Annotated in this window: 14 protein-coding genes; 6 read left to right on the top strand and 8 right to left on the bottom strand. The window is 41.8% G+C overall.

Annotation, left to right across the window (positions count from 1 at the left end; all coding sequences use genetic code 11):
* On the top strand, nucleotides 1–3270 hold the full coding sequence (locus MTO98_RS14915; protein ID WP_243487420.1) for an efflux RND transporter permease subunit: 3270 nt from the start codon (nucleotides 1–3) through the stop codon (nucleotides 3268–3270).
* A 32-nt stretch (nucleotides 3271–3302) separates the two neighbouring features.
* Nucleotides 3303–3737: a MarR family winged helix-turn-helix transcriptional regulator gene (locus MTO98_RS14910; RefSeq protein WP_243487419.1), complete on the top strand. Its 435-nt coding sequence runs from the start codon at nucleotides 3303–3305 to the stop codon at nucleotides 3735–3737.
* Between the two features lie 89 nt (nucleotides 3738–3826).
* Here MTO98_RS14910 and MTO98_RS14905 read toward each other — a convergent pair whose 3' ends face one another.
* Nucleotides 3827–4936, bottom strand: coding sequence for a deoxyribonuclease II family protein (locus MTO98_RS14905; protein WP_243487418.1), 1110 nt, complete (start codon nucleotides 4934–4936; stop codon nucleotides 3827–3829).
* A 236-nt stretch (nucleotides 4937–5172) separates the two neighbouring features.
* Between MTO98_RS14905 and MTO98_RS14900 the strand changes: the two genes are divergently transcribed.
* On the top strand, nucleotides 5173–8562 hold the full coding sequence (locus MTO98_RS14900; protein ID WP_243487417.1) for a DEAD/DEAH box helicase: 3390 nt from the start codon (nucleotides 5173–5175) through the stop codon (nucleotides 8560–8562).
* A 43-nt stretch (nucleotides 8563–8605) separates the two neighbouring features.
* Here the strand turns inward: MTO98_RS14900 and MTO98_RS14895 are convergent, their stop codons facing one another.
* From MTO98_RS14895 to MTO98_RS14885, 3 genes are read right to left on the bottom strand one after another with little or no spacing between them, the layout of a single operon-like run.
* Nucleotides 8606–9229: a gluconate 2-dehydrogenase subunit 3 family protein gene (locus MTO98_RS14895; protein ID WP_243487416.1), complete on the bottom strand. Its 624-nt coding sequence runs from the start codon at nucleotides 9227–9229 to the stop codon at nucleotides 8606–8608.
* Nucleotides 9230–9247: 18 nt separating this feature from the next.
* A complete protein-coding gene (locus MTO98_RS14890) occupies nucleotides 9248–10996 on the bottom strand; it encodes a GMC family oxidoreductase (protein WP_243487415.1) in 1749 nt (582 codons plus the stop codon).
* 27 nt (nucleotides 10997–11023) lie between these two features.
* Nucleotides 11024–12016: a TIM barrel protein gene (locus MTO98_RS14885; RefSeq protein ID WP_243487414.1), complete on the bottom strand. Its 993-nt coding sequence runs from the start codon at nucleotides 12014–12016 to the stop codon at nucleotides 11024–11026.
* A gap of 97 nt (nucleotides 12017–12113) precedes the next feature.
* Here MTO98_RS14885 and MTO98_RS14880 point away from each other — a divergent pair, with 97 nt between their 5' ends.
* A complete protein-coding gene (locus MTO98_RS14880; protein WP_243487413.1) occupies nucleotides 12114–12929 on the top strand; it encodes an NUDIX domain-containing protein in 816 nt (271 codons plus the stop codon).
* A 13-nt stretch (nucleotides 12930–12942) separates the two neighbouring features.
* On the opposite strand, the gene MTO98_RS14875 is transcribed toward MTO98_RS14880, so the two are convergent.
* The gene (locus MTO98_RS14875) at nucleotides 12943–13260 is read right to left on the bottom strand and encodes a hypothetical protein (RefSeq protein ID WP_243487412.1); all 318 of its coding nucleotides are present in this window, start codon (nucleotides 13258–13260) and stop codon (nucleotides 12943–12945) included.
* A 267-nt stretch (nucleotides 13261–13527) separates the two neighbouring features.
* On the opposite strand from MTO98_RS14875, the gene treA reads away from it, so the two are divergent.
* Entirely contained in the window at nucleotides 13528–15120 is a 1593-nt protein-coding gene (treA, locus tag MTO98_RS14870) for an alpha,alpha-trehalase TreA (RefSeq protein WP_243487411.1), read from the top strand.
* 169 nt (nucleotides 15121–15289) lie between these two features.
* Here treA and MTO98_RS14865 read toward each other — a convergent pair whose 3' ends face one another.
* Nucleotides 15290–17329: a glycoside hydrolase family 65 protein gene (locus MTO98_RS14865; RefSeq protein ID WP_243487410.1), complete on the bottom strand. Its 2040-nt coding sequence runs from the start codon at nucleotides 17327–17329 to the stop codon at nucleotides 15290–15292.
* Nucleotides 17330–17360: 31 nt separating this feature from the next.
* On the bottom strand, nucleotides 17361–18689 hold the full coding sequence (locus tag MTO98_RS14860; protein ID WP_243487409.1) for a vanadium-dependent haloperoxidase: 1329 nt from the start codon (nucleotides 18687–18689) through the stop codon (nucleotides 17361–17363).
* 231 nt (nucleotides 18690–18920) lie between these two features.
* Between MTO98_RS14860 and MTO98_RS14855 the strand changes: the two genes are divergently transcribed.
* A complete protein-coding gene (locus MTO98_RS14855) occupies nucleotides 18921–19853 on the top strand; it encodes a hypothetical protein (protein WP_243487408.1) in 933 nt (310 codons plus the stop codon).
* An 8-nt stretch (nucleotides 19854–19861) separates the two neighbouring features.
* On the opposite strand, the gene MTO98_RS14850 is transcribed toward MTO98_RS14855, so the two are convergent.
* A complete protein-coding gene (locus tag MTO98_RS14850) occupies nucleotides 19862–23182 on the bottom strand; it encodes a VCBS repeat-containing protein (protein WP_243487407.1) in 3321 nt (1106 codons plus the stop codon).
* Nucleotides 23183–23188 lie beyond the last annotated feature (6 nt).

Below are 23188 nucleotides of genomic sequence, written 5' to 3'. Positions count from 1 at the left end.
ATGATCGCAAATACATTTATAAAAAGACCGGTCACTGCAATCGTTATATCCGTAGTATTGATGATTTCAGGGCTGATATGTCTGTTTAACCTGGCTGTAGACCAATATCCGAACATCTCGCCCCCAAGTGTTTCCGTTAATGGTTCCTACACTGGTGCTGATGCGCAAACCGTTGAACAAACGGTGGCCACACCCATCGAAGAGCAGGTAAACGGTACACCGGGCATGGAGTACATGACCAGTACCAGCACCAATAGTGGCGGTATGGGTATCAGGGTCACTTTTAAAATTGGCACCAATGTGCATATAGCAGCGCTTAACGTTCAAAACAGAGTGGGGATTGCTTCGCCGTTATTGCCCTCCGTTGTAAGTAAGCTGGGCTTAACCGTACGTGCCAGTAACCCCGATCAGTTGATGATGATTGGTATTTACTCGCCAAAGCATACCCATAACATTACTTTTTTAGATAACTATACTAACACCTTTATTGAGGATGCCATACTACGCGTGCCGGGCGTTGGCGATGTAACTGCGCGTACTGATAATTTCAGCATGCGTATATGGCTCAATCCTAATAAAATGGCATCCTATAAACTAACCCCTGCCGAGGTTACCAGTTCGCTGTCCTCACAAAACATGTATGTTGCTGCGGGGGCCGTAGGCGCGCCTCCGCAATCTTCATCGCAGGTTTATGAAAGTGGAATATTGGTTAACGGCATGCTCAATAAAGCGTCGGAGTATGAAAACATTATCATCAAAAGCATTCCGGGCAGAGGCCAGCTTGTGAGGCTCAAAGATGTTGCCCGGGTTGAGCTCGGTAAATTTACGTTTTCGAGCAATGCCTTTATTGACGGCAACCGTGCCTCTACTATCCAGGTGTATCAGTCGCCGGGGAGTAATGCGCTGCAAACAGCCGAAAATGTATATGCAGCATTAGCAAAACTCAAAAAATCATTTCCAAGCGATGTTGATTATGTAGTACCCTTTGAATCCATAACTATTATCAAGGTTTCGATGCAGGAAGTAGTAGGCACATTGCTTAAAGCACTGGGCCTGGTGGCCATAGTGGTATTGCTGTTTCTTCAAAACTGGCGATCAACGCTCATCCCCATTATGGCTATCCCGGTATCTATACTGGCCACGTTTTGCTTTTTTATACCGCTTGGATTTACCATAAACACCCTTACTATGTTTGGCTTTGTATTGGCCATAGGTATAGTGGTTGATGATGCCATTATAGTGGTTGAGGCTGTACAGCACTATATAGACGAAAAAGGGATGTCGCCCAAAGAGGCTACTTACCATGCTATGAAAGAGATTTCGGCACCGGTAATTGCCATTGCGCTTATTCTTGCATCGGTATTTGTGCCTGTTGGCTTCATTCCGGGAATAGTTGGGCGCTTGTATCAGCAATTTGCAATTACCATTGCAATTTCTGTAATGCTATCGGCATTTGTAGCGCTTTCTTTAACGCCGGCATTATGTACACTGTTATTGCGCCCCGCTAAAGCAGATGGCGCTAAGCAAAATTTGATAGACAGGTTTTTCAATGCCTTTAACCGGATGTTTGATAAAATGTCGTTCAGCTATGCTAACAGTGTAAGAAAGTGCATACAGGGAGCCCGCTACATTATTATCTTACTGGTATGCATTTGTGCAGGTACCTATATTTTGTTTAAGACAAAACCCTCGGGTTTTGTTCCATCTGAAGATGGCGGCAGGTTGTATATAACCTACCAGTTACCGGAAGCATCAGCCACAATTCAATCTGTTAATGTGATGACCAAGCTGATGAAAATTGTTGCCTCAACTCCGGGTATATTGCATTACACAGCCATTTCAGGTTTCAATATCCTTAACGGCGGAGCAAACTCAAATAATGGATCCATGTTTTGCATGCTTACCCCCTGGGATGATCGTACTACACCCAACACCAGGATACAGGGTTTAATGAATGTCATTAAACAAAAAATTGCCAAAGCAGGTATCAAAAACGCCAATATTGTTGTTGCCCAACCCCCACCAATCAGGGGTATAGGCCAGGCAGCAGGTTTTAGCATGCAGATAGAACAGGGAAATTCTACCGACGATATCTATGCTTTTGAAAAGACAGTCAAAAAGTTTGTAGCCGCTGCTAAAAAAGTACCGGCAACGGCAGGCGCTTACAGCTATTTTTCGGCACATACGCCAAGCTATGAATTAAACGTAGACCGGGAGAAATGCGAAAAGCTGGGCATCAATATTTCGGATGTATTTTCAACAATGCAGGCCTACATGGGCAGTTTGTTTGTAAATAACTTCACGTTATATAACCGTACCTATCACGTGGTAGTTCAGGCAGATACCTCCTACCGGGCACTGGTATCTGATATTAATAAATATTATGTACATAACTCGGCGGGCCAAATGCTGCCCCTAAGTACAGTTATCAGCTACAAGCCAATTGTTGCCGCACCTTTGATTACCCATTTTAACATTTTCCGTTCGGCAGAAGTTGATGGCGCTATTCCGCCCGGATACAGCAGTGGTCAAACCATTGAAGCACTGAAGCAACTGGCTGCTACCACACTGCCACGCGGCTATTCTTATGAGTTTTCGGGCTTAAGCTATGAGGAGATCAAAGCAGGTTCCATTACGGTTTATATCTTCCTGTTCTCCATTATCTTCGTATTCCTTTTTCTTGCCGCGTTGTACGAAAGCTGGTCGGTACCATTTTCGGTTATGCTTGCGGTTCCTATCAGTGCATTTGGGGCTATAGTAGCACTATCTGTTTCGCCAACCATAACTAACAACGTTTACGCACAAATAGGTTTAATAACACTGATAGGCCTATCAGCAAAAAACGCCATTCTTATTGTAGAGTTTGCCAAGTTAAGGGTAGACCGTGGCGAGGAGCTTATCAAATCGACACTGGAAGCTGTACGCCTGCGTTTGCGACCGATCATCATGACATCATTGGCGTTTATTTTAGGCGTATTACCACTTGTGCTGGCAACAGGCGCAGGTGCCGAATCCCGAAATACGATAGGCGTTACCGTGCTGGGGGGAATGATCGCATCGTCAACTATATCCATTTTTGTTGTGCCGGTGCTGTTTGTACTCCTTACAAGATTATCCTACGGGAAAAAGCAGCTTGCTTATTTGCAGGAACACCATGACGAACTGATGGAAAAAGCCAGGAAAGTTGAGGCACAGAATATTGACCCTGAATTAGAGTATGATATTGCAGAGGCACGTGCAGAGCATACAGGATTACGGGAAACACATTAAAATAAAGGCAATGGACTTACTTTCATAAGCGTATGAAAAATATACAATTGATATCAAAAAGATTAAAAAAGATCAATTACTTATACACTAAAATGATCTTAAAAGAACTTTCTCCTTTTGAACTTGATCATCACTTTGAAGCGTTATTAACGCTTGCCGTTGAGGAGAAACAGATTACACAAAACAGACTTTCGCAACTGCTTCAGATTGATAAATCGCGCACGGCGGTGATTGTTTTTGAACTGGAAAAGCGCGGATTAATATCGGTAAATGTTAATCCTGACGACAGGCGTCAGCATTATATCTCGCTTTCAGCATTGGCCATAAGTTCAATACCCCACATTAAATTAAGCGTTGAAAAAATAAACGAGTTAGCAGAAGCTGGTATAGAGCAGCAAAAACTGACCACTTTTTTCGAGGTATCTGAAATGATCCAAAATAATCTGACAAAGAGGTTGTCCTTTTAGTCCTATTTTATTTTGCCCAATACTTTATTCTTCGATACCGGTCTTTGTTTTCAAAGACCGGTATCGAAATGAATATTTCCAGTTTCCCATCACTGTTGTACTCTCAAAGGAGCTTCTGCATGATGATGATGCGTTTTTTGGATCAACTCATGAGCTTCGGTCCTGTTATGCCCGGGAGGAGCCAATAACAGTGTTGTTTTGGACAGGCCCGACCATAATGTTTGATTTTTAAATGCAATAGTCCCCCCTCCTCGTTTTCGTTGCGAGATCATACGGTTAATATCGCCAATGCAAATCCATGGTTCATGTAAAGTAACTCCCCACTTAGCATGGTCACTTGTTTCGGGCCAGGCCCAATGCGCGCCCATGAAGCCCAAGTTGATATATTTAACGTCAAAAGTTTTGTGAATACCGTCGCTGTCGGCAATAGGCGGAATGGGGCCCCGAATCCAGGTTTCAACGTCCAAATCATCTTCCAAAACAACACCTACCAATTCGTTCCAAAAATCCTTATTCCATTCCCGGTTCTTGGCTATAACTTTGAAGGGCATACCTCCGATAGATTGTAGATCGATAGCATCGCCAAGTGGCGATGGATGATTTGTTAACGGCTGTGTCAGCTTATAAAGGTCTGCGGTTTCGGGCAGGTTGGCTGTATTATGAAAGTAGATCTGCGGTTCCTGGTGGTTAAGCATTTGCTTTGCAATGGCGTTGGCTGTATCCAGATCTAAAGAAATGCATAAATAGGTTTGCCCATATTTGGGTGTGGGATCTTTAATAGCACCCGGGTCGGCAAATTTCGGCCATGAATGAAGCAGCCAGAATGCCGTTTGCGATTCGGTATCAAAAGCCAGTACTCCTTTGGTGTGGCCCCTGGTACCATCGTCATGTTTATTAAGACTTTCGGGCATCTCATCATTATAAAGGATCCATCCGGTGGTAGGGCCCGGCGATTTGAAGTTTTTAAACACAGAATCCATTGTAAGATTGACTGCACCTTTGTCGCTGTTTAAAACATTGGGGGATTTGTTTATGACTCTTAGTCTCGGATCGGTGTTGGCATCAATTTTTGAGTCATAATAAACATATTCGTACCCTGTAGCCTTGTCATTGCCCACCCCTCCGTCAAGTTGAGGAACTTTGTAAATAAACCACCAGTCAACTGGTGCGCCATTTTCATCAAGCGCAGAAATTTTCATAATTTTTTTGGTTAGGTTGTAAAATTGGTTGATTAATCGCTTGCAGGCGTTGATGAGGCTACAATAAAGATAATGCAATATCGTGCATGCAAACCAACGTAATTACACGGTATTTTTAGGCTGCCTTGCCGTATTTTTACGTATAATGACAGGCATTCCGGATAAATTGGGCCTACTAATATTAAATCTTTAGCATAATTGTTATGATATTTACCGGGTAACACATTAAAGCTATAGTGATCAGGACAATCAGCTACCAGGAAGGCTCAGGCAACCATAATATCATCATCAAAGGCGCAACTTTAGCAGACCTTAGCGAAAGTATTATTGCCGCTCACGCGGCGGTCAGTATTTATTTTGACACGCAGAGTTACAGGCAAATACTGGCTAAACACCTTGAAATTAATCAGGGAGCATTCACTAATCAATCGGGCATGGTTGCTTTTCCAGAGGTAATTGTTACCAGTGATGAAGGACAGCTTGCACTTTCATGCGGATGCCATGCCACAGGTAATAAACTTTGCGAACACCAGGCACAGGTATTATCGGCCATTACACAACGTGATGAGTTACGCGTATTTTTTGATGGCGACCTAAGACATAAAAAATTAAAAAAGGCAGCAGCCGATTACGGGCTTGAAGACCGGCCCGATCTCGACAAGTTTTTTGAGGTGAAGGCACTATCCAAAAGTTTTGAAATTATTCCCCGATCGGCAACTTTAACAGCCGTTACTAAAGAAAGCCTAACCAATTTTCAAAATGTCATTGTAAATGATAATATTGAACCTATTGAACTGCCCGCTGATAATGCTGAAACGAAAACCATCATCGTACTAAAACAACATAAATACTATAAATACTTATTTGTTGAACTATACGCTGCACAAACTACTAAAGACGGAAAGATCAAAAACCCATTAGTACCGATAGCACCTTTAGACTTGGTATGGGAAACTAACGATGCTCAACAACTTAAGTTTTTTACAGGTGTTCATAAGTTTCAAAACCACATCAATACCCAAAGAACCGTTGCTGATATAGCAGCACTAAAGGCCATCATCAAAAACCCGTTAGCTTATAATTTTTACGCTCATGACAACAATATATCAGAAAAGATAACTGCAAGCTCTGTAAGCCAGGTTCAGGTTAAGCCTTTAAAGACCGACCTCGAACTTAAAGTAAACACCTGGGACGAGTTTTATGAAATAAGCGGTATTTTTAATATAGATGGCATGCTGTATGATGTAAAAGATCTTGATATAAGGTACACTTATTTTATAAGTACAGGCAATACGCTTTATCTTGTTGAAAGCCTTCAGGTATTAAATGTTATCGAGCTGCTGAAAAAAAAGCAGGGTAGTTTGCAGGTTCACAAAAGTAAATTCGGCGAGCTGAAATCACACCTGCTTAATAAGCTGGAGAACAAGCTTCGCATTGATTATACGTATATTAAACCGGCAACACAAGAGCAAATTAAAAAAGAAGGTTTTGATCAGCCTGCCGAAAAGATAATTTACCTTTCGGATTTTGGTGCCCATGTCATGATTATCCCTGTGATGCGTTATGGGGAAGCCGAAATACCTATTCGTACTCAGAAACAGATCTATGGCACCGATGAAAAAGGCAACCAGTTTTTAGTAAAAAGACGCGATGACGAAGAAATAGCATTTACCGCTTTGCTCGTTAAACAGCACCCATATTTTAATGAACAGCTGGATAATGATCTTGACTACTTTTATCTGCACAAAAGATATTTTTTAGATGAAGACTGGTTTCTGAATGTATTTGACGAATGGCATAATTATAACATCGAAATACTTGGCTTTAATGAGCTGGAGGGCAATAAGCTTAACCCACATAAGGTAAAGATAAATATTAACGTAGTAAGTGGCATTAACTGGTTCAATACGGTTATTGATTTAAAATTTGGCAAAAAAAGGGCTTCATTAAAGCAGATACACCAGGCTGTAAAAAACAAAAGCAAATACATAAGGCTTGATGACGGCACCAGGGGGATTCTCCCGTCTGAATGGATAGCGAAGTTCACTGAATATTTTAATTCGGGAGAGGTCAGTGACGATGATACACTGCATACTTCAAAAAGTAATTATACAGCTATACAGCAATATTATGATGAGGATATGTTGGATGAAGACGTACGAAACGAGCTTGCTGTATATAGCAGAAAACTAACCGGTACAGAAATCATTAACGAAGTGCCTGTACCCCCAGGATTAAACGGAACGCTCCGTAGCTATCAAAAACAGGGATTGAACTGGTTGAGCTTTTTAGATGAGCTTAATTTTGGCGGCTGCCTTGCCGATGATATGGGACTGGGCAAAAGTATCCAGGTTATTGCCTTTGTACTACTGCAGCGAAGCAGGGTTGAAAACAACACTAACCTCATTGTAGTACCTACATCGCTCCTGTTTAACTGGCAGCAGGAAGTGCAAAAATTTGCGCCTTCCATCAGGGTTCATACTATTTACGGAGCCGAGCGGCTTAAGCACACCAAACACTTGCATCAGTATGAAATTGTACTCACCTCGTATGGTACTTTGCTGTCGGATATTAATTTTCTAAAGGATTTTAATTTCAATTACGTTTTTCTCGACGAATCCCAAAATATCAAAAATCCCGAGTCGCAGCGTTACAAGGCTGCCCGGTTGCTGAAATCTCGTAACAGGATCACCATAACAGGCACACCTGTTGAAAATAATACGTTCGACCTGTATGGCCAGCTATCATTTTCCTGCCCCGGTTTGCTGGGAAGCAAACAGTACTTTAAAGATATTTATGCAGTCCCTATTGATAAATTTAAAGGAAGTAAACGCGCGGCACAGCTTCAGGAAAAAGTTAAACCTTTTATTCTTCGACGAACCAAACAGCAGGTTGCGGCGGAACTACCTGAAAAAACAGAAATGGTATTGTACTGCGAAATGAAGCAGGAACAACGCCATATTTATGATTCTTACGAGAAAGAATTTAGAGAATATATTTCGGCTACAACAAATGAAGATCTTAAAAAAAGCTCAATGAATGTGCTGAAGGGACTAAATAAACTCAGGCAGATCTGTGATTCGCCGATGCTGCTAAAAGGAGAAAAAATGCCGGGCGAAGCTTCAGCCAAGCTGGATGCCCTGATGGATGAAATTGAAAGTAAAAAGCATCAGCATAAGATCCTGATATTTTCGCAATTTGTATCCATGCTTGATCTTATCCGCAAGGAGTTAAGTGCCCGCGGTATCGGCTTTTCCTATCTAACCGGGCAAACCCGCAAGCGGGAACAGGTAGTAAACGAATTTCAAAATGATGCTGGCATCAGGGTTTTCCTCATTAGCCTCAAAGCAGGCGGCACGGGCCTTAATTTAACAGAAGCAGATTATGTTTACCTTGTTGACCCCTGGTGGAACCCAGCCGTTGAAAATCAGGCTATAGACCGCTGTCACCGCATAGGCCAGGATAAGAAGATCGTAGCGGTGAGGCTTATTTGCCCAGGCACAATTGAAGAAAAGATCATGGTAATGCAGCAATCAAAAAAAGATATTGCAAGTAAACTGATCACCCCCGACAAAACTGTTACAAGTTCACTTTCAAAAGATGACCTGCTAAATCTACTAACCTAAAAAAGCCCCTGTAATGTTTTACAGGAGGCTTTACATGTAGGGGTTAAACATTTTCGAGGCCATATTGCTTCAGCACATCAGGAGGTACACCCTCCCATTTGCCGGGCGAATTTCCTTTGTAGCCAAGATCTTCAATGCCCATTTTACTGGTAAAAAACCCGATAGCCGTGAGGTCGCGAATTTTACTGAAGAAAGCTACCCCGGGCTGCATAGCTGGTTTTGCCTTAAATGGATATGCTATCTCGCTGATCAATTCGGTTTGCTGTTGCAGCGTACAACTCAAAAAATCATTATTATAACGGTTAAGGCTTTGCATATCCAGCCATTTAAGTCCACCGCGCATTGGCAGTTGATGTTCGGATTCATCTTTTACAATAAATTCAATAAAGTCAGGTACTTTGGCGTCGGATGCGTTGCCGCTTCTTGTATCTTTTGGTATGATGAGGTTGGCAAGTACCGTTATGGTGGCCATTTCATGCTTGTCAAAAAAGGTTTCTTTAAGCAATGATTTGTCACGGGCTATTTCAAAGTCTTGCCGCCCTGTGGATGCTACCTCAATATTTTCTGCGGCTGAGCTTTCTTCAGATCGACCTTTACAGGAGGTAATAAGTGCTGTTGCCGATAACGTACCTAAACCTATGGCTTTTAAACTATCTCGTCTGTTCATGTTGTCAAATTGCTAAGGTTAAACATTCTGTTTTTTACGCTGATCTATCAGATATTCGGCAGTACGCATGGAGAGCGCGAGGATTGTCCAAGTAGGGTTCTTTTCGGATTGCTGGGTAAAAACCGAACCATCTGTCACAAACAGGTTTTTACAATCATTTGCCTGCCCCCATTTATTGAGCGGGGCTTTTTTAGCATCATCACCCATACGCACCGTGCCAACCTCATGAATGCCCTTGCCTGGTTTGTCCAACCCATAATTTGTTTCCGGGCCTTTGGGCTGCACAAGTGAAATTCCACCCATTTGTTTCACAATCTCCTGCGAGATATCCTGCATATGTTTGGCTTGGTTGATATCGTCCTGTGCCCATTTATACCTGAAACGCAGAACCGGTACGCCGTATTTATCAACCACGGTAGGGTCAATCTCACAATAGTTATCTTCTCTGGCTGTCGATGCGCCATGACAGCCTACACCTGCCATGCTGCCGTAAAAGGTCCTGTAGTCGTTTTTTAGCGATAAGCCAAAGCCACCTGCGTCCTTTGTTTTGCCATCTGCACCGGGAACAAAGCCATTCAGAAATGGCACAACGGCCCCTTCAAAACCAAAGTAACCGCCATAACCGGGCATCATCATGCCACCGAAGATTTCAAGGTGATAACCTCGTGCAAAGTTTGGTTTCTTGTTATCTAACCACCATGGGGCATACAAGTGAAGACTGCCAACTCCATCTTCATTAAATCGTTTGCGGCCAAACAATTGCGGCAATATCGCTACGCCACCTCCCTGGGTAGAATCGTGCAGATATTTACCTACAGCATTGCTGCTGTTGGCCAACCCATTAGGGTGTTTATCTGATTTTGAGTTTAACAGGATCCGTGCCGATTCGCATGTGCTGGCCGCCAGGATCACTGTTTTGGCATTAACCTGGTATTCCTGCATATCTTCCTTACTAATATATGATACACCACTTGCCAGGCCCTCTTTATCTGTCAGGATTTCCCTTACTATAGCGTTAGTAATAACCGTTAAATTGCCTGTTTTGATAGCCGGGATCACCAGACATGATGAGGATGAAAAATCGCCGTAAATTTTACAGCTCCGGTTACATTGCCCGCAATAAAAACAAGCTCCCCTGTCTTTATTTCCAGGTAACGGTGCTGTCAGTATCGAACCACGACCAGCAATCACCTTTATACCCATGCCGGTAGCAGCTTTTTTAACGAACAACTCATTAAGCCGGGGTTTTGGCGGCGGAAGAAAAATACCGTCAGGATCATTTTCCAGTCCTTCTATGGAACCATACACGCCCAGCAAACGATCTATCTTATCATAGTATGGTTTTATTTCATCATAGGTTATTGGCCAGTCATCACCTACTCCATATGCTGTTTTACATTTAAAATCTTTTGGCCCCATACGCAGCGAAATACGCCCCCAATGATTAGTTCGGCCACCCAGCATTTTTGAGCGGAACCATTGAAATTCAGAACCATCTTTTTGAGTATACGGTTCACCCTCAATTTGCCAGCCACCGTAAGCTGCATCAAAATCACCCATAGGGCGCGTAGCATTACCACCCCTTCTCGGAGATTCGTATGGCCATTTCAATTGCTGCGAATCTTTTGCGGGGTCAAAATACGGCCCGGCTTCCAGCATGAGCACTTTTATGCCTGCTGTAGCTAAAGTATAAGCAGCCATACCACCACCTGCTCCGGAGCCAATTACAACAACATCATATATAGTTGACGATTTTTTTATCTGCATTACATTAATTGATTAAATATGAAAGGCCTAAACCTGGGCTGCAACTTTTTCAATGAGCTTTTTGGTTGCTACTGTTCCAGCATAATCATCAAGGTATTTTTCGTCCTTGCTGTACATTTTCAGCAAGCCGCCTTCATACTCTATACTCACCCAGCCTTTAAAGCCCGAATCTTTAATGATCTTAAACATTTTCAGGAAATCGGTTTCCGGATCGCTGCCGTCAGCCATAAAAACATGTGATTTAGCATGCACGCCCTTAGCATAGGGCATCAATTCGGTTATGCCTTTATATTTGTCATACTCTTCCAGGCATTTGGTTTTCATATAACCGGCAATATCATTGGTTTCGGGCTTAGTACGGTTTACACAGAAATTTCCAAAATCGGCCAGTGTGCCGCAGTGTTTGCTGTTAACCTGCTTCATAACATTGGCAAGCCAGCCTGCATTGCAGGAAATACCTACATGGTTTTCTACTATGACATCTATTTTTTGTTTGCTGCCGTATTCAATGAGTCGGCCTAAACTATCAATAGCCGCTTTAGCTACATCATCCGGGTTACCTTCTCCTTCCACATTTACCCTGATCATGGGGCAACCCAAAGCGGCGGCTGCATCTATCCATTTATGGTGGTTGTCTACAGCTTTTAAGCGCGTTGCCTCATCCAGGTCGCCCAAAACCCCTTCGCCATCAACCATGATGCGTAGGTTGTAACTCCCGGCATCGGCAGCGCGTTTTTTCAGGTCGTTTAAAAATTGCTGGTCTTTGGCTTTATCTGCAAAAAACATAGAACAGTAATCCAACCCGGTTATGCCCAGCTCTTTGGCCTTTGCCGGAAAATCAAGGGGATCGAGTTGTTTTGTCCAGAATTGGCTTGCAAACGAAAATTGCGAAATAGCAAGTTTAAAATACGGTTTTGTGCCGGCGTTGGCATACAAAAATTCGGGCATGGATGCCGCCAGTCCCAATCCGGCCGCCCCCATCGCGGCATGCTTGATAAAGTCTCTTCTATTGGTTTTCATTATGTAATTGGTTAGCGTACTATTTATTTAGTAGATTTTACAAAATGAAGATAGATACAATAATTTATTATTTAGTAAAATTCACTAAATAAATTTAATGCTATGGTTTCAACAATGGGAAATGCTATTTTTGAAGATGCAAACAGAAGAAGAATTTAAGGATTTTATACTCAACGGGCATTTATATTACATTCCTCATGTATCTATCGACTGTGCTATTTTCGGATACCATGAACAACAGCTCAAATTGCTGCTTATCAAACACAGAAATATTGATGGCTGGTGTTTGCCCGGCGGTTACATTAAGCGCACCGAAAAATTAGTGGAAGCAGCTAACCGCAATGTTAAAGATCGTACGGGGATAGACAATCTTTTTTTGCAGCAATTTAAAACCTTCGGCGATCCTGACCGTATCCAGTTTAATAAGTTTGATGAAAAAAAATGGGTGGAGATAACAGGTATTGATTCGTTGAAAGGCAACTGGCTTTTTAATCAAACAATATCGGTGGGTTTTTATGCGATAACTGATTTTTCGCAAACTGTTTTGCAAACTGATATAACTACCGCCGAATGTGCCTGGTTTGACATAGACAGTTTGCCCAATCTTGAATATGACCATAATGAGATGGTACGCGAGGCTTTGCACACCATGAGGGTACATCTGTACCATTATCCTATTGGCCTTAATATGCTGCCCGAAAAATTTACCTTGAGCGAGGTACATGCCCTCTATGAAACACTACTCGGCAAAAAACTTGATATTAGTAACTTCCCTAAAAAACTTATAGCTCTCAACCTTTTAAAAAAACTGGACGAAAAGCGCAGTATAGGAGCGCACCGCTCACCACATCTGTATAGTTTTGATAAGGAAACGTACAACCTCGCTTTGAAAGAAGGACTTGTATTAAGCTAAGCAAGCTACCAAATTATGATGCATTAGATTTACGCAAAAGCGGGAGCACTAAAAACGTAACTATGCAATGAGCAACTAAAGAAAGACCGAAAATAAATACCAGGATATACGATCTTTTTGTCCAGCTGTCAAAGTAATCGAGAAAGCCTGATTGGTTTGTGCCGCTGTATAATGCAGCCAAAGCAAATACAGATAACCCTGTAAGCCATAATGTTAGGTGCGAATAAAAGTAGCGCGGTGAGATCAGGTTGCCTTTTGAAAATGAAGTAAACAGTAAAACCACGTGGGCAATAAAAAGAATAACAGCAGCTGCGATAAGGATATAAAGCATATTTAAATATTTTAACCGAAAGATAATACTTTGAACAATACAACCAAACGGTTTAAATAATATTTTTATTTTTAACCGTAAGCGAAATTAAATGTCATTTAAGGGTGCGCCTTGTACCCCATATGGTTCAAACATTAGTGTTGAATATAGCCCTTTGGAACATATTGAAAAAGAACATACTACTACTTGTATTCCTTTAAAAAACAGTAAATTTATTCCAGTTATAAACCAGTCACCCATCCTGCAACAGGGTATAATTTAAACCTGATGAGAAAATTCTTTTTACTCGCATTTTTATTCATTGCATTACGGGCAAGCTCCCAAACGCCAACACCACGACAGCAGTTTCCGGGATTGTTTGAGGCTGTTCAAACATCAACTATTTTCCCTGATAACAAAACCTTTGTTGATGCGGTGCCCAGGCAAGACCCGGCGCTTATCATGAAAGCTTATAACGAACAGAAAGACAAAGCTGGATTTAATCTTCAGGCATTTGTATTAGCTAATTTCGACGTCCCGGTATCACACAACAATTTTCAAACTGATATATCAGCCGGTATCCGCAAACATATTGATACTTTGTGGCAGGTTTTGCAGCGCCGGCCTGATGAAGCAAAACCTTATTCTTCGGCCGTAGCTTTGCCCAATCCGTATATTGTGCCGGGCGGCAGGTTCAGGGAAGTTTATTATTGGGACTCGTATTTTACGATGCTGGGTTTAATGGAAAGCCACCAAAACAAAGTGATCCACAACATGGTCGAAAACTTTGCCTACCTGATTGATAAATACGGCTTCATCCCTAACGGCAACCGCAGCTATTACCTTACCCGTTCGCAACCGCCTTTTTTTGCTATGATGGTAAACCTGCTGGCAAAAATCGAGGGAGAAAAGGTGCTGGTACACTTTCGCCCGCAACTAATCAAAGAATATGAATATTGGATGCAGGGATGGGAAACAATAGGTGCTGATGGTGCAGCGCACCGCGTTGTAAAAATGCCCGATGGCGGACTGTTAAACCGCTATTGGGATGACAGCGATCAACCACGTGAAGAATCTTATATAAAAGATGTTGATGCTGCTAAAGAGAGCCAACAACAACCCGCGCAATTTTATAGAAATATCCGCGCCGCAGCAGCTTCGGGCTGGGATTTCAGTACGCGTTGGTTTGATGCATCAGGTAAGTTGCCAACTATACAAACTATTGATATTGTACCTGTTGATCTGAATTGCTTAATGTATAACCTGGAAATAACTATAGCCCGCAGTTTAAATCAGATCCAGAATGCCAAGCTGGCTAAAATGTACAGGTATAGGGCAAACAGACGAAAAAGTGCTATCCTAAAATATTGCTGGAACCAAAAAACAGGTTGGTTTGATGATTACAATTGGCGTTTGAAAAAACAATCTGCAGTAGAAACACTTGCCGGCGAATTTCCGCTTGAATTTAAAATTGCCAGTGATGAACAAGCCCGTTTAGTGGCCGATGGCCTTAAAAACAACTTCCTGAAACCCGGAGGACTGGTCACAACGCCTAACTTTTCCGGGCAGCAATGGGATGCCCCTAACGGCTGGGCACCGCTGCAATATATGGCTATAGATGGTCTTGAAAAATACAATTACAATACCCTGGCCAAAGAAATTGCCACACGATGGCTTAAGCTTAATATCAGGGTATTTAAGCAAACCGGCAAATTACTTGAAAAGTACAATGTAGTTGACACTCAATTAACTGCCGGCGGCGGTGAATATCCGCTACAGGATGGCTTTGGTTGGACAAATGGAGTGTTGTTACATTTAGTTAATAGGTATCATATCGACACCGAACAATTGGAAAAAACACCGGCTGAGGTTCAGAATTGATTGGTTGGGAAAGCGTGTTGCAGAATCCAGGCTTACGAAGTTTCGAGAACTTCGTAAGCCTTTAACTATTGTGGGTAGGAACGACGAAGCAATTTCGTGGCTATACAGATAGGACATGCATTGGCTACGAAATTGCTGCGCTCGCAATGGCATATTTATATATGATTATTTACTTTATTGTATAAGTTGCCTTATTCATCCCTACACCTGTAATCTTTAATAATTTCCAGTTGGCAGGCAGTTTACTTTTAACCTGTGTAATGCCTGCCGGTGTGATATCTAAACCGCCAAAACCCATTAGCAGGCTTTGAATAATTCCTCCGGCCCCGGTTGCAAAATATGGATTAGTACCACCCTTTGTTTCAGCAATTACCCTAAATGGTGGATCGAGATTGGGTTCGTAAGCGTCTTTAAAAAAGTGCAATGCCTTATCGCCATTGCCTAATCGCGAATATAACAAAGCAAAAACAGCCTGGGTCATCGCAGGGGTACCTTCATTAGGAACACGGGTTTCATAATATTCCAGATCTTTTTTTATCTGTGCCGGATCTGTAATAGTTTTGAGCGGGTAAGCCAGCAAATTAACATCGGCCTGTTTAATACCTTCGCCATTGTAGGAGGCATGTTCGCGGGTTACGCCGTTTTCCAGCTTCAGGATCGGAATATTCTGAGCAACGTTTACCCAGTCTGCGTCGGCCTTTTCACCCAGGATCTTTGCAGCGGCCGTTGCGTTTAACAAATTGGCCTTAGCCGCCGCATTTGTAAAAGCATTATTATCAATATTCTCAGCCCACTCATCGGCAGCCACAACGTTTCTAATATCGTAATGACCGGCCCCATTACGTTCAACCCGGCTTGCCCAAAAATCAGCAGTGGCCGAAAGTATCGGCCAGCCTTTTTCTTTTAGCCATTGTTTATCCTGTGTTACGCAATAGTAATTCCAGGCGGCGAGCGCTACGCAAGCTGTTATATGGTGCTCAAACGGACCGCTCAGCGCCCAAACAGGTGTTTCCTCTACCCCACTGTCTGCACTTTCCCAGGGAAACATGGCTCCTTTATATCCATGCGAAAACGCATTTTTACGAGCGGCATCCAATCTTTCAAAGCGGTATTCAACCATTGATTTTGCAATTTCAGGATGTAAAACCAACATGGCGGGATACATCCAAACATCGCAATCCCAAAAAACATGGCCGTTATAGCCCAACCCCGAAAGCCCCATAGGCGATGGAGAATAAGCGGTGCCCGCCCTCGAGAACGAGTACAGATGATATAACATGCTATGGATATCCTGCTGCGACTGATCGTCACCTTCTATTTGGATATCGCTTGTCCAAAGGTCATCCCAGGCTTTGTTATGAAACTTGACCAGTCTGTCCCGCCCTTCCAACTTAGCAAAAATGGTGAGGCGTTCGGCTTCATTGAGCGGATCTGCGTGATGGGCCGACGTTATAGATGAACCCGTTACCGCGTAGTTATAAGTTTGTTGGGCAGCAATTGCCTTGCTGAATTTCATGAGGTGCATATTATTATCCCACATCTCATGAATAATGCGCGGTTCCTGACCGTGCGGCTCATTAAATAAAAACGACGTGGAAGCGCATAACTGCATTTTACCTGTAGGGCTTTTTGCGGTTGATGTAAGTAAGCTTATGGTTACATGCGGCCGGTCTATTTCGTTATAATAGTTTTGTACATCCTTCAGTGCGTCTGGCGCTTCCATTACACTGGCAGATGTAATGTTGATAGCTTGTTTTGCTTTCACTGAAACATCCATCAAAACTGTAAAAGGCAATTGCCTTAAAGAATAGTAGGTATATTTTATGGTTGCTTTATCGGCATAATCAAATGTGGTGGTAAATGCAGCATGCTGCATATCCAGTTCCTGTTTAAAATTGCTGATATTTTTGGCATCAATGCGTTTACCGTCAATTTCCAGGTACATGTTAAGCAGGTTAAAGCTATTCAAAAAATTGCTCACCCTCCCGCGGCCGTACAGATCATAAGCACCTGCAAGTACAACGTTTTTAACTTTAAATGGCTCGGGCGCAGATACTATACCGATCATCCCGTTAGCTACGGTAATTCCGTAATAATTAGCCGGATCGATCTTATCGGCCTTGATTTTCCAGGGATCAACATTCTGTGCCACCGACACAATAGGTATCAGCAAAGCAGAAAACAAACTAAGTTTAAATATCTTATTCAAAATCAATAATTTAAATCATACAATTAAAATACTACTTAACCTTTAGTTGTAACTTTTTAACAACCAGATCCCCTATTTCTGCACCTTGCTTAGTGCCTATAATACACGCGTTTTTGAAATGGATACCTCCCATTACCCGCGACATGGACGCCGATTTCGCGGCTTCGCGGAATGATTTAAATGAAAGCGGATCAATCCCAAACTCCATTTCTGATGAATCTGTGTACGCAAAATTATCACCTATCCGATCTGTGAGCACCTCGGCCGCAGCTGAAGAAATCACAGCATGTCCGCTGCTATATTCGGGGAACGGCGGTGTTTGAATATATGGACGCCAGTCGGCGTCAATGTATTTGGTAATTACAGTTTCAGGTCTTACGTAGTTTGAGCGGTATTTAAGGTACCAGCAATTGATGAAGCCATCAAACAAAGCAATTGCTGTTTGCGTGTAAACGCTTACAGTGGTCCCGAAATCAAACCTTTTACCTCGCGTGCCTATAGCTGTAATATTCATCCAATGTCCTCCCGGCGAAAACTTCTTGGTTGCAAATGATGCATGGCCTACCACATTAAGTTTAAATGCATTATCATCCCAAAAATCGGCCTGGTGTTTTTCTTCTTTAGTGAGACTATCAACTATTTGTTTTACTTCAAGCGCTTGTTTGTAAAAGGGGCTGTTATGATCTTTAACATTAAAAGCCGGAGGATCGGGCGGGATAAATTGAGACGTTGAATCAAGCACCATGGGCCTGATCTCGCCCCAATGTGCCTCCAATGCCTGGGCATACATCGGCGGCGTGGGGATCCAACGGCCATCCTGTTGTTTTACTGTATATTTACTTGCCGAACGGGTTTGCGCATAATGGTCGCCTTTGCTCCACTTCAATATAAACTTAGCTATCTTATTGGCGTAATTTACTGAGCCTTCAAACAATGCCGACGGCATACCAGCATCTTTAGCCTTCTTTTTAAGTTCGTCTACATATTGATCCATACTACCTTCGGGAAAAGTAACAGCGTTGCCAACTGTGCAAAAGGCAAGCAGGGAAGCAAACTGATAATCAACAGCGGTGTCTTTTGATGCTTTAGGTACAACAGGTAAATGCTTGATCTGACCGGCTAATGATTTAAAATGACCTGAATCGCCAGAAGCAATAACTTCATATGCGGCTATGTTTGCGTATACGTAATTACGAGAAGCAGTTACCGGCGGAAAATTATTTTCCAGCACAATATCGTTGAGTTTTTTTACTGTTTGGCGATAAAGTTCGGGATCGTGAATCACTTTTTCATAATCGGGCTTTTTACAGGATGTAAATAAAAATAATACCGCGGCAAGGCAAAATAAAAAGGATCTCATAAATTATAAAATAGGTTAAAACCGGGCAGATTTATACGGGTAAAATCTGTTGATTTTTTAATTGCTTAACAGCCAATATAGGCTTTTTTTATAATGCTACCGCATATTTAGGTGAGTTTTTTAAGCAAAAAAAGAGCTTTTCTGATTCTGTTTATTTACGCATTAAGCACATGGTAATTGATCAAAGTTGTTAAATTTAACAACTTTGATATAGGAGCTTTTATAAACCGAATGAAAAGAATATTTCTGATCCTGACCGGGCTTATTGTTATAGCCTTGGCAGCTGTCTGCATTTTTATACCTTCAAAAATTGATATTGAAGAAGAAATATCAATTGACGCATCCGACGTTATTACTGCAAAATTTTTGGTTCATGAAAATAACTGGAAAACGTGGTGGCCCGGAGCTGTGGCAAATGATAGTTTGTATAAGTTTAAGTCGTTAGAGATCGATGTAAACAAAACAACTAACAGCACGGTGTATTTCAACCTTAAGAACGATGACGTTATCTTAAAAAGCAATATCACTTTCTTTGCCACCCAGGAAGGTGCGGTTACCGTTAAATGGAACGCTGAGGGAAGCGGGTCAAATAACATTTTCACCAATTTTAAAAATTACTTTAGGAGAGCCGCTATCAAGCAACAGATAAATGATGTTTTAACACATTTAAAAGGCTTTTTACAGGATGAACGCAACACTTACGGTTATAAAATATATCTTAACCATGTAAAAGACACCGTGTTGCTAACGTATTCGAAAACCCGTAAAGATCACCCAACTATAAATGAGATTTACCATATAGTAGATGATTTAAAACAACAGGCAGATAAAAAGGGCGTTAAACCAACCAGTTTCCCGATGCTTAATGTTACCAAAACAGATGAGCATGAATACCAGGTGACCATAGCGTTACCTATTAGCAACACCATATCTACCGGGGCGAATACTATAATAAATAAAATGCCCAAGGGTGCCAACCTCCTGGTAATGGATGTAAAGGGCGGACAAAATACCATTAATGATGCGTTGTCGCTGCTTAAAATTTACATGAAGGACCACCGTCTGGTGTCGCCGGCTATGCCGTTTGAATCATTGATAACAGATAGATCAGCAGAAAAGGATACTTCAAAATGGGTCACAAAAATATACTATCCTATATTGTAACCGGGAGCTTATTGGCTTAGTAACATCAATCGGCCGTCATAAGTAACCGCCAGATAAGCATTTTTATCATTGGGAGTTTTAATAGCTGTAAGATAGGTGATTTCCTGGTGGTTAATGGCATTATTCAAAAGGTAGGCAGGCTCATCAAATTTCTGCAGTTGTTTGTTGTAGTGCAGGCTCACTAATCCAAGTGCATCATACTTACCTTCATAAGGAACTACGCCCCAAAAGTTTCCATTTAGCAATATATCCCCGGTATCCTCTTTTAACATCGATTTCATCGGGGCCTGCTGGTACAGATAAGGCAGCGTTGTAATTGAAGTAGCATGTAAAACGTCACTCACAAAAACACTGCTGAACTGGCCGGCACTTAAACGATTATTATCATCCAGCTTATCTTTAAAAATTTCGGACGTTGTTTTGTCTGCCATTTTTTGATAGCTGAGCCATTCCTTTTTCAGGTACGGAAGTTCCTGTTCCAGATCGTTTTTAGGGCGGAACGGATAATACAGGCCTTTATAAAAGTATGACAAAACAAGGTCGTTTTTCCCGTCTTTATCTAAATCTGCATTATAACCAAACAGAGGCTGATCTGTATTAACGTTATATTTATTATTTAGTCCCCAGTTGCCAGCTATCAAATCGGCTTTTCCATCACCATTAACATCTGTAATTATGGCCGACTGCCACCAGCCTTTTTCGTTATCCAAAACCGGTGATGAAAACCGCTTCAGCCTTTTGCCCTCGTTTAAAAATATATAAACCGGCTGCCATTCGGCTGTAATCAGCAGGTCGGGCTTGCCGTTATGATCAATATCTGTTGTTGTTATGCTGGTAACGTATTGAAGTTTGGTGATCTCGTCATAAGCCCTATCGCTACTTATTTCAAATTTCCCGTTGCCTTTGTTTATCAATACCGATGATGGTACAACAGCGGTATAGTCTTTGAATGAAACGTTGCTTGTAAATAAAATATCATTTAAACCATCGCCATTAAAATCAAACAAAGTAATTTTTGATGCCTGGTAATTAAGATTGGGTAATGCCTGATATTCAAATTGAAAATTGCCTTTATTAAGATATAACCTGGGCTGAACAAATTTATCTGTTTCCAGGAAAGGGTGATTTGCGCTTATCACGATCAAATCTGGCCGGCCATCGCCATTTACATCTGCCCATGTTGCTTGTTCATCGGCCGTGTTTTTATACTGATCAAATAATGGCACTTTTACCTTGGTAAAGCCTCCTGATTTATCGCCGGCAAGTATGTACTTTTCCTCGTCGGCAATACCGCCTATATAAATATCATCAATGCCGTCGTTATTGATATCAGCTACCGCTACTGCAGGCGTATGCTGTAAATAGGTATGCGGTAAAAGTGAATAGTAATTAAAATCCGGAGTATCAAATGTTTTAACCGTAGCTAAAAGTTTTGATTGTATGGGCTTGTAGTTAAACTGCTTTCTGTTGCTGATGTATGCATCTATTACTTCGGTTACAGGTTTACGGTTATCAGCTGTTTGAGGGTTATATTTTAAAGTAACCTTTTGCCCAGGCTTAAAATCTTCAATAACCTGATAGCTATTATTCGGCCATACAACCAGCAGTGACTCTGGCTTATCGCCGGGAGCAAAAGTAAAAAGCAACTCATTGTTCAAGTTACTCTCGTATGCATTACTGGTTTGTATTTCCTGGTGATCGATATGGTCTTTTGATTTGAGGAAAAATTTGGTACCGATGCCATCGCGGTTCAGGAGGTTATATTTCACAGCATACTTGAGATAGTTAGGCTTGCTTTCTTTTTGGCCTTGTACCGTAGTATTGTTGTAGATGTATGCCGGTTCATCCATATTATTGGTCACAATATCCAGATCACCGTCATTATCCAGGTCAACCGCTACTGAGCCAGCAGATATTGAGGGTTGCTGCATATCATTGGCCAAAGACTCGTCGGTGAATTTAAGTTTATCATCACCATGATAAAAATAATTATGCACGCCGCCTTCGGGCATTTTATTGATCTTTTCCTTATCAAAAACACGATTTTCTTTATAAGCCTGCATTACCATGGGGTCACCAAGGTATTTCAGGTAGTCCATATCATTAAGGCGTCGTTTGATGCCGTTGGAGAAAAACATGTCTTTCTTCCCGTCCATATCAAAATCCTGCACCAGGGGCGACCACGTCCAATCTGTGGCAGAAACCCCGCTGTATAAACTGATGTCGACAAACTTATTGCCATTACCTACATTTAACTGCAGGCAATTTTTTGAGTATTGATAGTAGTATCCCGCACTAACCTCCTGATTATAAATATCCAGCGGTTCATCGTTTATGGTTGAACGAAGCACTTTCATTTCTTCGGGGAGCATATCTGTACTGAGTACATCTAAGTGACCATCTTTGTTGATGTCACTAATTGTGTTACCCATCGAAAACAAGCTGGTATGCCCGAAGGCGCTTTTCAATTGTTCCTTAAAAGTACCGTTACGCTGGTTGATGTAATAATAATCCTGCTCAAAAAAGTCGTTACTTACATAAATATCATCCCAGCCGTCGTTATTTAAATCACCTACACTTACCCCCAAACCATAACCAATTGGTGCCGAATAAATACCGGAACCGGCAGTTACATCTGTAAAATGACCATTGTCATTTCTGAAAAGATGATCGCCTGCATCATGACTGTATTTAAACCGTTGGGTTGAGTCGCCGTATGTATCATTACTATGAACTGATGAAGTAAGCAGGAACATATCCAGATCGCCGTCTTTATCATAATCAAAAAAAGAAGCCTGGGTTGAAAGCCCCGCAAAATCCAACCCGTATTTGGCGGCACTTTCGGTAAAAGTTAAATTTCCGTTATTAATATAAAGCTGATTTTTTCCCTTAAAAGTTTTATAACCCGATACTACGCTTACGTAGATATCCTTAAAGCCATCACCATTAACATCAACTACAGTTACACCAGTTTTCCAACTTCCAGCCCCGGCAACGCCTGCTTTATCGGTGATATCTTCAAACTTCATCCCGCCTTTGTTAAGGTAAAGTTTATTGGGGCCTTGGTTAGATACAAAATAAAGATCGGGCAGGCCATCATTGTTAAAATCGGCTGCAGCTACTCCTGCCCCGTTGTAAAAGTACAGGTAATCTAAAATATTGACCGAATCAGAAACAATGTTCTTATTTACAAAAGTAACCCCTGTTTCGCTGGCCTTAAGTAGTTTAAATGTACCTTCCCCAAGCCTTTTAGGCTTACAGGAAAACAAGGCCCCACCAATGCAAAACAGGATAAAGAAATATTGGAAAGTATATTTGTTAAACAGCATTTAATT

It is taken from the genome of Mucilaginibacter sp. SMC90, assembly GCF_022811725.1.
Taxonomy (GTDB): Bacteria; Bacteroidota; Bacteroidia; order Sphingobacteriales; family Sphingobacteriaceae; genus Mucilaginibacter.
Note: the sequence above shows the minus strand (reverse complement) of the source record. Positions and strands in the feature narration are given on the sequence as shown.

Coding starts and splice junctions, on each gene's coding strand:
- MTO98_RS14915 (WP_243487420.1), top strand. CDS start 1: ATGATCGCAAATACATTTATAAAAAGACCGGTCACTGCAATCGTTATA.
- MTO98_RS14910 (WP_243487419.1), top strand. CDS start 3,303: ATGAAAAATATACAATTGATATCAAAAAGATTAAAAAAGATCAATTAC.
- MTO98_RS14905 (WP_243487418.1), bottom strand. CDS start 4,936: ATGAAAATTTCTGCGCTTGATGAAAATGGCGCACCAGTTGACTGGTGG.
- MTO98_RS14895 (WP_243487416.1), bottom strand. CDS start 9,229: ATGAACAGACGAGATAGTTTAAAAGCCATAGGTTTAGGTACGTTATCG.
- MTO98_RS14890 (WP_243487415.1), bottom strand. CDS start 10,996: ATGCAGATAAAAAAATCGTCAACTATATATGATGTTGTTGTAATTGGC.
- MTO98_RS14885 (WP_243487414.1), bottom strand. CDS start 12,016: ATGAAAACCAATAGAAGAGACTTTATCAAGCATGCCGCGATGGGGGCG.
- MTO98_RS14880 (WP_243487413.1), top strand. CDS start 12,114: ATGCTATGGTTTCAACAATGGGAAATGCTATTTTTGAAGATGCAAACA.
- MTO98_RS14875 (WP_243487412.1), bottom strand. CDS start 13,260: ATGCTTTATATCCTTATCGCAGCTGCTGTTATTCTTTTTATTGCCCAC.
- treA (WP_243487411.1), top strand. CDS start 13,528: ATGAGAAAATTCTTTTTACTCGCATTTTTATTCATTGCATTACGGGCA.
- MTO98_RS14860 (WP_243487409.1), bottom strand. CDS start 18,689: ATGAGATCCTTTTTATTTTGCCTTGCCGCGGTATTATTTTTATTTACA.
- MTO98_RS14855 (WP_243487408.1), top strand. CDS start 18,921: ATGAAAAGAATATTTCTGATCCTGACCGGGCTTATTGTTATAGCCTTG.
- MTO98_RS14850 (WP_243487407.1), bottom strand. CDS start 23,182: ATGCTGTTTAACAAATATACTTTCCAATATTTCTTTATCCTGTTTTGC.